A 14304-nucleotide genomic window follows, 5' to 3' on the forward strand; every position below is an offset into this window, starting at 1 on the left:
ATACGTTAATCTATCTACAATAAGTATTATTACTGTAAAATAATTGCTCACTAGTTAGGTTTATCGAAAAACAAGTCGTTGGTAGTTTGCTAAAAACGGACACTAAAAGGGAGGTTGACCCCTTGCTAGATGTAAATAATTTTGAGTATATGAAAATCGGTTTGGCTTCGCCGGAAAAAATTCGTTCTTGGTCATATGGTGAAGTGAAAAAGCCAGAGACAATTAATTACCGTACATTGAAGCCGGAAAAAGACGGTCTATTCTGTGAACGGATTTTTGGACCACAGAAGGACTGGGAATGTCATTGTGGAAAGTATAAACGTGTACGCTATAAGGGTGTTGTTTGTGACCGCTGCGGTGTTGAAGTTACAAAGGCAAAAGTACGTCGTGAACGGATGGGGCACATCGAGTTAGCTGCACCGGTTTCTCACATTTGGTATTTCAAAGGTATTCCAAGTCGAATGGGACTGGTACTAGATATGTCACCTCGTGCATTAGAGGAAGTTATCTATTTTGCAGCTTATATTGTGACAGATGCAGGGGATACGCCATTAGAGAAAAAGCAGCTACTTTCAGAAAAAGAGTATCGAGCTTATTATGATAAATACGGTAAATCTTTTAAAGCTCAAATGGGCGCAGAAGCCATCCGTAAATTATTACAAGACATTGATTTAGACAAAGAAGTAGGATTATTAAAAGAAGAGCTTAAAACAGCACAAGGTCAGCGAAGAACCCGCGCAATTAAACGCTTAGAAGTACTTGAAGCTTTTCGTAATTCAGGCAACGAGCCTTCCTGGATGATTTTGGATGTCTTACCGGTTATTCCTCCTGAAATTCGTCCAATGGTTCAGCTTGATGGTGGTCGTTTTGCTACTTCTGACTTAAATGATCTCTATCGTCGTGTTATTAACCGAAACAATCGGTTAAAGCGGCTCTTGGATCTTGGAGCACCAAGCATTATTGTGCAAAATGAAAAGAGAATGCTTCAAGAGGCGGTTGACGCGTTAATCGATAACGGAAGACGTGGTCGACCAGTAACTGGACCAGGTAATCGACCATTAAAATCCTTATCCCATATGCTAAAAGGAAAGCAAGGTCGCTTCCGTCAAAACTTGTTAGGAAAACGTGTCGATTATTCCGGCCGTTCCGTAATTGTAGTAGGACCGCATTTGAAAATGTACCAATGTGGACTTCCAAAAGAAATGGCGTTGGAGCTATTTAAACCATTTATTATGAAAGAATTGGTAGCAAAGGGAATTGCACATAATATTAAATCTGCTAAACGGAAAATCGAACGTGTTCATCCAGAAGTATGGGATGTACTAGAAGAGGTTATTAAAGAGCATCCGGTACTGCTGAACCGTGCCCCTACACTGCACAGGCTCGGTATCCAAGCGTTTGAACCAACACTTGTAGAAGGGCGCGCAATTCGTTTACACCCATTAGTATGTACAGCATATAATGCTGACTTTGATGGTGACCAAATGGCTGTTCACGTGCCGCTATCAGCAGAAGCCCAAGCAGAAGCCCGTATCCTTATGTTAGCAGCACAAAATATTTTGAATCCAAAAGATGGTAAGCCAGTAGTAACTCCATCTCAGGATATGGTATTGGGTAACTACTACCTCACCCTTGAGCGAGAAAATGCAATAGGCGAAGGATCTATCTTTAAAGATGTAAATGAAGCGATTATTGCTTATCAAAATGGTTATGTGCACTTGCATACACGGGTTGCTGTTCACGCCTCAGGATTAAATAATGAAACATTTACAGAAGAGCAAAACTCTCAACTGCTTATCACAACGGTAGGCAAACTAATCTTTAATGAAATTTTGCCAAATTCCTTCCCATATATAAATGAACCAACAAAGGTTAATCTGGAAGATCGTACTCCAGAAAAATATTTTGTTGAAAAGGGAACGAATATTCCTGAGTTGATTCAATCACGTGAACTCATTAAACCATTTAAAAAAGGTTTTTTAGGCGATATTATCGCTGAAGTCTTTAAACGGTTTAAGATCAGTGAAACATCAAAAATGCTCGATAGAATGAAGGATCTCGGGTTTCGTTATTCTACGAAAGCAGGAATGACAGTAGGTATATCAGATATTGTGGTTTTAGCAGAAAAAGAAGAAATTCTTGATGAAGCACAAAAGAAAGTCGATAACGTATTAAAACAATTCCGTCGGGGTCTTATTACCGAAGATGAACGTTATGACCGAGTTATTTCGATTTGGTCACAGGCGAAGGATAACATTCAAGATAAATTGATGCTTTCATTAAGCAACAGAAACCCAATCTATATGATGAGTGACTCTGGTGCTCGTGGTAACGCATCGAACTTTACGCAGCTTGCTGGTATGCGTGGTTTGATGGCTAACCCGGCTGGTAAGATTATCGAACTTCCGATTAAATCAAGCTTTCGTGAAGGGCTAACCGTATTGGAATACTTTATTTCTACTCACGGTGCTCGTAAAGGTCTTGCTGATACTGCATTAAAGACAGCAGACTCTGGTTATTTAACTCGTCGTCTAGTAGATGTTGCACAAGATGTCATCGTTCGTGATGCTGATTGTGGAACAGATCGCGGTTTAACGGTAACTGCTTTACAAGATGGTGCAGAGTTGATCGAACCGCTTGTTGACCGTTTGATCGGCCGTACAGCATTTGAAGATGTAAAAGATCCAAAAACAAACGAAGTAATTGTTGCTGCAAATGAATTGATTTCAGAAGATCAAGCAAAGCGAATTACTGCACTTGGTATTGAAGAAGTTACGATTCGCAGTGCTTTTACATGTAATACGAAGCATGGAGTTTGTCAGAAGTGCTACGGTCGAAACCTTGCGACTGGTTCTGATGTAGAGGTTGGAGAAGCGGTAGGTATTATTGCTGCTCAATCAATTGGAGAGCCGGGTACACAGTTAACCATGCGTACCTTCCACACCGGTGGGGTAGCTGGTGATGACATTACACAAGGTTTGCCACGTATTCAAGAGCTGTTTGAAGCACGAAATCCAAAAGGGCAAGCGGTTATCACTGAAATTCATGGTACTGTCCAAGAAATTAAAGAAGTAAAAGACAAACAAGAAATTGTTGTAAAAGGTGAAGTAGAGGAGCGTTCCTACGCTGTTCCTTACAACGCACGTATGAAGGTAACTGTTGGTGATAAAGTAATTGCCGGTCAAGAACTAACAGAAGGTTCTATCGATCCAAAAGAATTACTTCGTGTCCAAGGAGTAGAAGGCGTGCAAAGCTACTTGCTACGAGAAGTACAACGGGTATATCGTATGCAAGGGGTTGAAATTGGTGACAAGCACATTGAAGTTATGGTACGTCAGATGCTTCGAAAGATTCGAGTAATGGATTCTGGCGATACAGATGTTCTGCCTGGATCATTATTAGAACTTCACCAGTTCAAAGATGCTAACCATAAAGTGCTTCTTGAAGGTAAGCAGCCTGCTATTGGAAAACCAGTATTGCTTGGTATTACAAAAGCGTCTCTTGAAACGGATTCCTTCTTATCAGCTGCATCCTTCCAGGAAACAACTAGAGTGCTTACGGATGCAGCAATTAAAGGAAAACGAGATGAACTTCTCGGCTTAAAAGAGAATGTTATTATTGGTAAACTTGTGCCGGCTGGAACAGGAATGCAACGTTACCGTAAAGTAAAACCTGCTACAGATGAACCAGTTGAAGCAGAACAGGCTGAAGAAACAGAAACTGTGCAATAAATAACTGGTGTTTGGTGGACTTCCATTGTACAAAAAGTGATGGTGGAAGTCCTAAGCCAGTTCATTTTAAAAAGAAATATGGTCATGAAACGGAAGCGTAAAAAATATGTAAATTGTGTTGACATTAAAAAAACAGAGTGGTAGAATATTCAAGGTGCTTCCGATATACTTGATGCTTTGGAGGATATGTCATGTCTTATGAAAAAGTAATACAAGTGAAGTCACGTGTAGTTATCGGAACCAAGCAAACACTTAAAGCTATGCATAATGGTGAAATAAGTGAAGTGTTTATTGCTGAAGATGCAGATAAACATATGACACAAAAAGTTGTACGTTTAGCTCAAGAGCTTAATATTCCGTATCAATATGTGGATTCAAAGAAAAAGCTTGGAGCTGCTTGCGGTATTGAAGTCGGAGCGGCTGCTGTGGCAATAGAGCATGGATAGTTTTAACGATTCATTCGTTGAAGCTTTGTTTTTTGCCAAAAGATGAACCACCTGGATGTGTGGGATTACAAGTTAAGCGTAAGAATGGGTTAAACAGATGATATAAAACGAGGAAAGGAGGAAATATAGAATGCCAACAATTAACCAGCTTGTTCGTAAAGGACGCGTAAGCAAACCAAAGAAGTCTGACTCTCCAGCTCTTAATAAGGGGTACAATAGCTTTAAAAAGAAATTCACGGATTTAAATTCTCCACAAAAACGTGGCGTATGTACTCGTGTTGGAACGTTAACTCCTAAGAAGCCAAACTCAGCGCTTCGTAAATATGCCCGTGTACGTTTGTCTAACAACATGGAAGTAACAGCATACATCCCAGGAATTGGTCATAATCTACAGGAGCACAGTGTTGTTCTTCTTCGTGGGGGCCGTGTTAAAGACTTACCTGGTGTACGCTACCACATCGTTCGTGGAGCATTAGATACAGCAGGAGTAGAAGGACGTCAACAAGGCCGTTCAAAATACGGTACTAAGAAGCCAAAATAATCTACAAGTGGTTGTTCAAAAAGAAGGTAAAAAGGACCGAGAACTTTGAGGAGGCGAAGTGTCGAGTGTAGCGCAGTGTATGCAGTACAGATACATGAGCACTAGTGAAGCATCCTTGAAACACATTCTCATGCAGGAAAAGGGGATATCCTTTTCCAAGGAACGGAGAAACAAGCCAACGCAGAAATTCGATGTGTCATTTTTAGTGCACTTATTGAACGACCTCAACAAGAATAATTATTTTCAGCAGAAAGGAGGAAGGACATATGCCACGTAAAGGACCAGTACCTAAACGCGATGTCTTACCAGATCCAATTTATAACTCTAAATTAGTGACTCGTTTAATTAACCAAATTATGGTTGATGGAAAAAGAGGTAAGGCACAAAAAATTCTTTATAAATCATTCGAATTAGTTGCTGAACGCAGCGGTCAAAATGCAATGGAAGTATTCGAGCAAGCTATGAAAAATGTAATGCCAGTTCTTGAAGTTCGTGCACGTCGTGTCGGTGGATCTAACTACCAAGTACCAATGGAAGTACGCCCAGAGCGTCGTCAAGCTTTAGGGTTACGCTATATTGTAAACTATGCTCGTCTGCGCGGAGAGAAAACAATGGAAGAACGTCTTGCCAATGAAATTTTAGATGCTTCTAACAACACAGGTGCAGCTGTTAAAAAACGCGAAGAACTGCATAAAATGGCAGAAGCCAACAAGGCATTTGCTCATTACCGCTGGTAAAATAAATCATATTTAAGTTAGAAAGGAGAAGAATACATGGCTAGAGAGTTCTCCTTGGAAAAGACGCGAAATATTGGTATTATGGCACACATCGATGCAGGTAAAACCACTACTACTGAGCGTATTCTTTTCTATACAGGACGTATTCATAAGATTGGTGAAACACATGAAGGTGCTTCACAAATGGACTGGATGGAGCAGGAGCAGGAGCGAGGAATTACGATCACTTCAGCTGCTACAACAGCTTCTTGGAAAGATCATCGTATTAACATTATCGATACACCTGGTCACGTAGACTTCACTGTAGAAGTTGAACGGTCTTTACGTGTACTCGATGGTGCAGTAACCGTTCTTGATGCTCAATCCGGTGTAGAACCACAAACAGAAACCGTATGGCGACAAGCAACAACATACGGTGTACCAAGAATTGTATTTATTAACAAAATGGATAAAGTCGGCGCTGATTTCCTATATGCAACTGGAACGCTGAAAGAACGTTTAGGTGCCAATGCTCACCCTGTTCAACTTCCAATTGGAGCAGAGGATGAATTTGAGGGGATTATTGACCTAATCTCCATGCATGCTTTCTTTTATGAAGACGATTTAGGTACTCACGCAGAAGAACGTGAAATTCCGGATGAATATAAAGAAAAAGCCGAAGAATTGCGTAACAACTTGGTTGAAGCAGTTTCTGAGCTTGATGAAGATTTAATGATGAAGTATCTTGAAGGCGAAGAAATTACAAATGACGAGCTGAAAGTAGCTATTCGTAAAGCAACGTTAAATGTTGAGTTTTATCCAGTATTTTGCGGTTCAGCATTTAAAAACAAGGGTGTTCAATTAATGCTAGACGGTGTTATTGACTATCTTCCTGCACCAACAGATGTTGCAGATATTGAAGGAATTGTGCCTGGTACAGAGGAGGAAACAACTCGCCCTTCTTCTGAAAATGCACCATTTGCTGCTCTAGCATTTAAAGTTATGACAGATCCATATGTTGGTAAGTTAACTTTCTTCCGCGTATATTCCGGAACGTTAGATGCTGGTTCCTATGTTTTAAACTCTGTGAAAAATAAGCGTGAACGTATTGGTCGTATCCTGCAAATGCATGCTAATTCACGTAAAGAGATCTCGAAAGTGCATGCTGGGGAGATCGCTGCTGCAGTTGGTTTAAAGGATACAAGTACGGGAGATACGCTTTGTGATGAGAAGAATCCAGTTATCCTTGAGTCTATGGAATTCCCTGAGCCTGTAATTGGTGTTGCAATTGAACCAAAAACAAAAGCGGACCAAGATAAAATGGGAATTGCTTTAGCAAAATTAGCTGAAGAGGACCCAACGTTTAAAACCGAAACAAATGAAGAAACTGGTCAAACCATTATCTCTGGTATGGGTGAACTCCACTTGGATGTTATTGTTGACCGTTTAAAACGTGAATTTAAAGTAGAGGCAAATGTTGGAGCTCCACAAGTTGCTTACCGTGAAACTTTCCGTTCTGCTGCCGAAGTAGAAGGTAAGTTTATCCGACAATCTGGTGGACGTGGGCAATACGGTCATGTTTGGATTAAATTTGAGCCAAACGAAGAAGGCGCTGGCTTCGAATTTATCAACAAAATTGTTGGTGGTGTTGTTCCTCGTGAATATATTCCATCTATTCAAGCTGGTATTGAAGAAGCAATGGAGAACGGGGTATTAGCAGGTTATCCGGTAATCGATATTAAGGCAACATTGTATGATGGTAGCTACCACGATGTAGACTCTAACGAAATGGCATTTAAAATTGCTGCATCCATGGCATTAAAAGCAGCAAAAAATAAATGTAACCCAGTGCTTCTTGAACCAATTGCTAAAGTAGAAATCGTTGTTCCTGAAGAATATATGGGAGATATCATGGGAGATGTTACATCTCGTCGTGGCCGTGTGGAAGGAATGGAAGCCCGCGGACCTGCCCAAGTTGTAAAAGGCTTTGTACCACTTTCTGAAATGTTTGGTTATGCAACAGCATTGCGTTCCAACACCCAAGGACGTGGAACATTCACGATGCACTTTGACCATTATGAAGAAGTGCCTAAGAGCATCGCTGAAGAAATTATTAAGAAAAATGCTGGCGAATAATTGATTTTTTAATTAATCTAAAGTATAACTTGTATTAAAGGCTAAGAAGTGATGAATAAGCATTGTTTCTGGCTAACTATAAAATTACAAAACACTTTCATTTAATTAAGGGAGGAACTATAAATGGCTAAAGAAAAGTTCGATCGCTCGAAAAGTCACGTTAACGTTGGTACAATTGGACACGTTGACCATGGTAAAACTACGTTAACTGCAGCAATTACAATTGTAATGCATAAGAGAAATGGTAAAGGTACGCAAATGGCGTATGACCAAATTGATAACGCACCAGAAGAAAAAGAACGTGGAATTACAATTGCAACTTCACACGTAGAATATGAAACAGAAACTCGTCACTATGCACACGTTGACTGTCCAGGTCACGCTGACTATGTTAAAAACATGATCACAGGTGCTGCACAAATGGACGGAGCTATTCTTGTTGTGTCTGCTGCTGATGGTCCAATGCCTCAAACTCGTGAGCATATTCTATTATCCCGTAACGTTGGGGTACCTTCTATTGTAGTATTCTTAAACAAAGTGGATATGGTAGATGATGAAGAGCTACTTGAATTAGTTGAAATGGAAGTTCGTGATCTTTTAACAGAGTACGACTTCCCAGGAGACGAAGTTCCAGTAATCGCTGGTTCTGCATTAAAAGCTATTGAAGGTGTACCAGAATACGAAGAAAAAATCGTTGAATTAATGAACGCTGTTGATGAGTACATCCCAACTCCAGAGCGTGATAAAGATAAACCATTTATGATGCCAGTTGAGGACGTATTCTCTATCACTGGTCGTGGTACAGTTGCTACTGGTCGTGTAGAACGCGGTGAAGTACGTGTTGGTGATGAAGTAGAAATCATCGGTCTAAACGAAGAAGCTGTTAAAACTACTGTTACTGGAGTAGAAATGTTCCGTAAGCTTCTTGATTATGCAGAAGCTGGAGACAATATTGGTGCATTACTGCGCGGTGTTGCTCGTGAAGATATAAACCGTGGACAAGTGTTGGCTAAACCAGGTTCTATTACTCCACACACTAAATTTAAAGCTGAAGTTTATGTGCTATCAAAAGAAGAAGGTGGACGTCATACTCCATTCTTTGCAAACTATCGTCCACAATTCTACTTCCGTACAACTGACGTAACTGGAGTAATTTCACTTCCAGAAGGAACGGAAATGGTTATGCCAGGAGATAACATCGAAATGACAGTAGAACTTATTGCCCCAATCGCTATTGAAGACGGAACTCGTTTCTCTATTCGCGAAGGTGGACGTACGGTAGGTTCTGGTGTTGTTACAGAAATTGTTGAATAAGAAATTGAAGATAATGTTAAAAACACAGGTGGCGTGACGACGCTATCTGTGTTTTCTGCATGTAATGGATCCGTTTCAATTGAAATCATAAGATGTAATCTATCGATATCTAAAAAAAGTGTAAACCCTCTTGAAATCACTAGTTAAAGTAAGTATAATGTATAAATGTGCAATCACATAGATTTTTCAAAAAAAGGTTGCAATGACTAGCCATATTCTATATAATGAGAATGTTGGTCATTAAAGGCGATGAAGTAGAAGGTTGTTGGCACACCCGGCCCCTTTGCCATGGCGGATGGTCAAGAAATTTCTGCAGAGTATGTCTATTTTAATATGGGCGAATAAAGGAGGGAAAATAATGGCAAAAGAAAAGATTAGAATCCGTTTAAAAGCTTATGATCACCGTATTCTAGATCAATCAGCTGAGAAAATTGTAAATACTGCGAAACGTTCTGGAGCTAAAGTATCAGGACCGATTCCATTACCTACAGAAAAATCAGTATATACGGTATTACGTGCGGTTCATAAATACAAGGATTCACGTGAGCAATTCGAAATGCGTACACATAAACGCTTAATCGATATTGTTAATCCTACACCACAGACGGTTGATTCATTGATGCGTCTCGATTTGCCATCTGGTGTAGATATTGAAATTAAACTATAATGATTGTTTTTAATAGGAGGTGTAACGGATGACGAAAGGAATCTTAGGTCGTAAAATCGGCATGACTCAGTTGTTTTCAGAGAGTGGAGAATTAATTCCTGTAACTGTAATAGAGGCTGAGCCGAATGTAGTATTGCAAAAAAGAACGATTGAAAACGATGGTTATGAGGCAATACAGCTTGGTTTTGCTGATGAAAAGGAAACACGTACAAACAAGGCGGAAAAAGGTCATGCTGAAAAAGCAAACACAACCCCTAAGCGCTACGTTCGTGAAATCCGTAATGCAAAGCTTGACGAATATGAAGTAGGTCAAGAAATTAGCGTTAGTGTATTTCAATCTGGAGATAAAGTTGATGTAACAGGAACAACGAAAGGGAAAGGATTCCAAGGCTCTATTAAGCGTCATAATCAACACCGCGGTCCAATGTCCCACGGTTCTCACTACCATAGAGGCCCTGGTTCTTTAGGTGCGGTAGATCCGATGCGTGTATTTAAAGGAAGACCACTTCCGGGACGTATGGGTGGAGATCAAGTAACTATCCAAAACCTTGAAGTTGTAAAAGTAGATGAAGAGCGTAACCTGCTATTAATTAAAGGTAACGTTCCAGGTGCAAAAAAATCATTCGTAAAAATCACGAGTGCGATCAAGGCTAACTAATCATACAGATGAAGGGAGGATATGTCATGCCTAAAGTAGCACTATTTAAACAAGACGGAGCTCAAGCTGGTGAAATGGAGTTAAACGATTCTGTATTCGGCATTGAGCCAAATACGCATGTTTTACATGAAGCAGTAGTAATGCAACGTTCTTCTATGCGTCAAGGAACCCATGCGGTAAAAAACCGCTCTGAAGTACGTGGTGGAGGACGCAAACCATGGCGTCAAAAAGGTACTGGACGTGCACGTCAAGGTTCTATTCGCTCCCCACAATGGGTAGGCGGAGGTACAGTATTTGGTCCAACTCCACGTAGCTACAGCTATAAATTACCAAAAAAAGTACGTCGTCTCGCATTAAAATCTGCGCTTTCATCAAAAGTAAAAGAAAACGACCTCGTTGTTTTAGAAAGTCTTACTTTTGATGAACCAAAAACAAAAGAAGCTGTGAAAATGCTTGAAGCACTAAAAATTGATAAAAAAGCATTAATCGTAGTTACTGAAAAAGATGACACAATTATTCGTTCAACTAATAATCTTCAATCTGTAAAAGTATTAACAGTTGAGGAAATCAATGTTCTAGACTTGCTTGGACATGACAAGCTGATCTTGACGAAGGATGCAGCTGAAAAAGCAGGGGAGGTGCTTGCATAATGAAAGATCCACGTGATATTATAAAGCGCCCTGTCATTACAGAGCATTCAGCTGATCTAATGGCAGAAAAGAAATACACATTTGAAGTCGCTCCAAAAGCGAACAAAACAGAAATTAAACAAGCTGTTGAACATGTGTTTGGAGTGAAGGTAGTAAAAGTTAATACAACGAATTTAAAAGGTAAATTCAAACGTATGGGCCGTTATGGTGGTTTTCGTCCAAATCGCAAGAAAGCCATTGTACAGCTCTCAGAAGATAGCAAAGAACTAGAATTCTTTGAAGCATAATTAACAAGATTTCGTGAAGGAGGGAAAAAAGATGGCGATTAAAAAGTTTAGACCAACGTCCAATGGTAGACGTAATATGTCCGTATCTGATTTTGCAGAAATTACAACAGATACGCCTGAAAAGTCCCTATTAAGCCCTTTATATAATCGAGGCGGTCGAAACAATCAAGGGAAATTAACTGTTCGTCATCAAGGTGGCGGTCATAAGCGTCAATACCGTATCATCGATTTCAAACGTGATAAAGATGGTATACCAGGACGCGTTGCTACTATTGAATATGATCCAAACCGCTCAGCAAACATTGCATTAATTCATTATGCTGATGGAGAAAAACGTTATATTTTAGCTCCGAAAGGTTTGAAAGTAAATCAAGAAATTGAATCTGGTGAGAATGCAGACATTAAATTAGGAAATGCGCTTCCTTTAGCAAATATTCCAGTAGGTACAGTCATTCATAATATCGAGTTAAAACCAGGACGCGGAGGACAGCTTGCTCGTTCTGCGGGTGCAGAAGCTCAAGTTCTAGGTCGCGATGGAAAATACTCCTTGGTTCGCTTAGCTTCTGGTGAAGTTCGTTTGATTTTATCTACTTGTCGTGCAACGGTAGGGCAAGTCGGTAATATTGAACATGAACTCATCCGTATCGGAAAAGCAGGTCGTTCCCGCTGGTTAGGCAAACGCCCTACAGTTCGTGGGTCTGTTATGAACCCTAATGATCACCCGCACGGTGGTGGTGAAGGACGTGCACCAATTGGACGTAAGTCACCAATGTCACCTTGGGGTAAACCTACACTTGGTTACAAAACGCGTAAACGCAACAAACCAACTGATAAGTTTATCGTTCGTAAACGTAAAAAATAATCAAAAAACAGTGGCGGGAAAACAGCCCGTCTTTCCAATCCGAAAGGAGGTTAATCCATGGGTCGCAGTTTGAAAAAAGGACCTTTTGCAGATGACCATTTATTGAAGAAAGTTGAAACGTTAAATGAAAGTGACAAAAAGCAAGTTATTAAAACTTGGTCACGTCGTTCTACTATATTCCCTACATTCGTTGGACACACGATCGCTGTGTACGACGGACGCAAACATGTACCAGTTTATATTACGGAAGACATGGTCGGTCATAAACTAGGAGAATTCGCGCCAACACGCACCTTTAGAGGGCACGGCGGCGATGATAAGAAAACAAAACGCTAATGAGAGGAGGCACATATCATGCAAGCTAAAGCCGTTGCAAAATCGGTTCGTATTGCTCCTCGTAAAGTACGTCTAGTCGTTGATCTTATTCGAGGAAAAAGTGTAGGTGAAGCAATTGCGATTTTACGTCATACACAACGCGGTGCTTCTCCAATTGTAGAAAAAGTATTAAATTCTGCAGTCGCAAACGCAGAGCATAATTATGAAATGGACACGGATAATCTGATTGTTTCTGAAGCATTTGTAAACGAAGGTGTTACGTTGAAACGTTTCCGTCCGCGTGCACAAGGTCGTGCAAGCAGAATTAATAAGCGCACAAGCCACATCACAGTTGTGGTAACAGAAAAGAAGGAGGGATAGTCAGTGGGTCAAAAAGTAAATCCAAACGGTCTTCGTGTCGGTATCATTAAAGACTGGCAGTCGAAATGGTACGCTGATAAAGACTATGCAGACTTACTACATGAAGATATTAAAATTAGAGAATATCTAGAAAACCGTTTAAAAACATCTGCTGTTTCTTCAATTGACATTGAACGTGCAGCAAATCGTGTTAATATCACAATTCATACTGGGAAGCCTGGTATGGTAATTGGTAAAGGCGGTTCAGAAGTAGAATCATTACGCAAAGCTTTGAACAGTTTAACCGGCAAGCGGGTTCATATTAATATTGTAGAAATTAAAAAAGTTGATCTTGATGCAAGATTAGTTGCTGAAAATATTGCTCGTCAATTAGAAAATCGTGTTTCATTCCGACGTGTACAAAAACAAGCCATTCAACGTACTATGCGTGCTGGCGCTAAAGGGATTAAAACACAAGTATCTGGACGTCTAGGTGGAGCAGATATTGCTCGTGCGGAACACTATAGCGAAGGAACAGTACCACTACACACGCTGCGTGCTGACATCGATTACGGTACAGCAGAAGCTGACACTACTTACGGTAAGCTAGGTGTCAAAGTGTGGATTTATCGTGGTGAAGTCCTTCCAACTAAAACTGATAAATAAGGAAGGGGGCACTGCATTATGTTAATGCCTAAACGTGTAAAATATCGTAGACAACATCGTGGAAAAATGAGAGGCCAAGCTAAAGGCGGTACAACAGTATCTTTCGGTGATTACGGTTTGCAAGCAATAGAAGCATCATGGATTACAAGCCGTCAGATTGAGGCTGCTCGTATTGCAATGACCCGTTACATGAAGCGTGGCGGTAAAGTTTGGATTAAAATCTTTCCTGATAAACCATATACTGCAAAGCCATTGGAAGTACGAATGGGTTCCGGTAAAGGTGCTCCAGAAGGATGGGTAGCAGTAGTTAAGCCAGGGAAAATCATGTTTGAAATCGCAGGTGTATCAGAAGAAGTTGCTCGTGAAGCGTTGCGTCTTGCTTCTCATAAGCTTCCGATTAAAACTAAATTTGTAAAACGTGAAGAAATTGGTGGTGAAAGCAATGAAGGCTAATGAAATTAGAGAACTAACCACTGCCGAAATTGAACAAAAAGTTAAATCGTTAAAAGAAGAATTATTTAATTTACGCTTCCAGCTTGCAACTGGACAATTGGAAAACACTGCTCGCATCCGTGAAGTAAGAAAATCAATTGCTCGTATGAAAACTATTGTACGTCAACGTGAATTGGGCGTAAATAACTAGAAATCTCGAGAGGAGGTTAGCCTCAAAATGACTGAACGTAATCAACGTAAAGTATACACTGGCCGTGTAGTTTCCGATAAAATGGATAAAACCATTACGGTATTAGTTGAAACATACAAATTTCATAAGCTATACGGAAAACGTGTAAAGTACTCTAAGAAATTTAAAGCACATGATGAAAATAACCAAGCAAAAATTGGTGATATCGTGACAATTATGGAAACCCGTCCGCTATCAGCTACCAAGCATTTTCGCTTAGTAGAAATTGTTGAAGAAGCGGTAATTATCTAATAAAATTCGCTCGGAAGGTAT

At 40.2% G+C, this 14304-nt stretch carries 17 protein-coding genes; all 17 read left to right on the forward strand.

Features of this window, described 5'->3' with window-relative positions; all coding sequences use genetic code 11:
* The first annotated feature begins 122 nt into the window (after positions 1-122).
* The 17 genes from rpoC (at position 123) to rpsQ (ending at position 14283) form a co-directional block, all read left to right on the forward strand.
* A complete protein-coding gene (gene rpoC, locus JNUCC74_RS00765; RefSeq protein ID WP_454066553.1) occupies positions 123-3731 on the forward strand; it encodes a DNA-directed RNA polymerase subunit beta' in 3609 nt (1202 codons plus the stop codon).
* A 191-nt stretch (positions 3732-3922) separates the two neighbouring features.
* On the forward strand, positions 3923-4177 hold the full coding sequence (locus JNUCC74_RS00770) for a 50S ribosomal protein L7ae-like protein (protein ID WP_216484531.1): 255 nt from the start codon (positions 3923-3925) through the stop codon (positions 4175-4177).
* Between the two features lie 130 nt (positions 4178-4307).
* Positions 4308-4718, forward strand: coding sequence for a 30S ribosomal protein S12 (gene rpsL / locus JNUCC74_RS00775; RefSeq protein WP_077318974.1), 411 nt, complete (start codon positions 4308-4310; stop codon positions 4716-4718).
* Between the two features lie 266 nt (positions 4719-4984).
* The gene (gene rpsG, locus JNUCC74_RS00780; protein ID WP_077318976.1) at positions 4985-5455 is read left to right on the forward strand and encodes a 30S ribosomal protein S7; all 471 of its coding nucleotides are present in this window, start codon (positions 4985-4987) and stop codon (positions 5453-5455) included.
* Positions 5456-5491: 36 nt separating this feature from the next.
* A complete protein-coding gene (fusA, locus tag JNUCC74_RS00785; protein ID WP_454066554.1) occupies positions 5492-7570 on the forward strand; it encodes an elongation factor G in 2079 nt (692 codons plus the stop codon).
* A 123-nt stretch (positions 7571-7693) separates the two neighbouring features.
* The gene (gene tuf, locus JNUCC74_RS00790) at positions 7694-8884 is read left to right on the forward strand and encodes an elongation factor Tu (protein ID WP_454066555.1); all 1191 of its coding nucleotides are present in this window, start codon (positions 7694-7696) and stop codon (positions 8882-8884) included.
* 358 nt (positions 8885-9242) lie between these two features.
* Positions 9243-9551: a 30S ribosomal protein S10 gene (gene rpsJ / locus JNUCC74_RS00795; protein WP_143695765.1), complete on the forward strand. Its 309-nt coding sequence runs from the start codon at positions 9243-9245 to the stop codon at positions 9549-9551.
* Between the two features lie 28 nt (positions 9552-9579).
* Positions 9580-10209, forward strand: a complete 630-nt coding sequence (rplC, locus tag JNUCC74_RS00800) for a 50S ribosomal protein L3 (protein ID WP_077318980.1) — start codon at positions 9580-9582, stop codon at positions 10207-10209.
* A gap of 26 nt (positions 10210-10235) precedes the next feature.
* Positions 10236-10859 carry a 50S ribosomal protein L4 gene (rplD, locus tag JNUCC74_RS00805; protein ID WP_077318981.1) on the forward strand — a complete coding sequence of 208 codons (624 nt, stop codon included), beginning with the start codon at positions 10236-10238 and terminating at the stop codon, positions 10857-10859.
* The gene (rplW, locus tag JNUCC74_RS00810; RefSeq protein ID WP_454066556.1) at positions 10859-11146 is read left to right on the forward strand and encodes a 50S ribosomal protein L23; all 288 of its coding nucleotides are present in this window, start codon (positions 10859-10861) and stop codon (positions 11144-11146) included. Before rplD ends, rplW begins: the two co-directional genes overlap by 1 nt.
* A 31-nt stretch (positions 11147-11177) precedes the next feature.
* A complete protein-coding gene (rplB, locus tag JNUCC74_RS00815) occupies positions 11178-12008 on the forward strand; it encodes a 50S ribosomal protein L2 (protein WP_077318983.1) in 831 nt (276 codons plus the stop codon).
* A 57-nt stretch (positions 12009-12065) separates the two neighbouring features.
* Positions 12066-12344: a 30S ribosomal protein S19 gene (gene rpsS, locus JNUCC74_RS00820; RefSeq protein ID WP_077318984.1), complete on the forward strand. Its 279-nt coding sequence runs from the start codon at positions 12066-12068 to the stop codon at positions 12342-12344.
* A gap of 18 nt (positions 12345-12362) precedes the next feature.
* Positions 12363-12704: a 50S ribosomal protein L22 gene (gene rplV, locus JNUCC74_RS00825; RefSeq protein ID WP_077318985.1), complete on the forward strand. Its 342-nt coding sequence runs from the start codon at positions 12363-12365 to the stop codon at positions 12702-12704.
* A gap of 3 nt (positions 12705-12707) precedes the next feature.
* Positions 12708-13349, forward strand: coding sequence for a 30S ribosomal protein S3 (gene rpsC, locus JNUCC74_RS00830; protein ID WP_077318986.1), 642 nt, complete (start codon positions 12708-12710; stop codon positions 13347-13349).
* Positions 13350-13367: 18 nt separating this feature from the next.
* A complete protein-coding gene (gene rplP, locus JNUCC74_RS00835; protein ID WP_077318987.1) occupies positions 13368-13802 on the forward strand; it encodes a 50S ribosomal protein L16 in 435 nt (144 codons plus the stop codon).
* Positions 13792-13992 (forward strand): 50S ribosomal protein L29, encoded by a 201-nt coding sequence (gene rpmC / locus JNUCC74_RS00840; protein ID WP_077318988.1) that lies wholly within the window; start codon positions 13792-13794, stop codon positions 13990-13992. The genes rplP and rpmC overlap by 11 nt, the downstream gene beginning before the upstream one ends.
* A gap of 27 nt (positions 13993-14019) precedes the next feature.
* Positions 14020-14283 carry a 30S ribosomal protein S17 gene (gene rpsQ, locus JNUCC74_RS00845; RefSeq protein WP_077318989.1) on the forward strand — a complete coding sequence of 88 codons (264 nt, stop codon included), beginning with the start codon at positions 14020-14022 and terminating at the stop codon, positions 14281-14283.
* Positions 14284-14304: the final 21 nt, after the last annotated feature.

Source organism: Cerasibacillus sp. JNUCC 74, assembly GCF_053667775.1.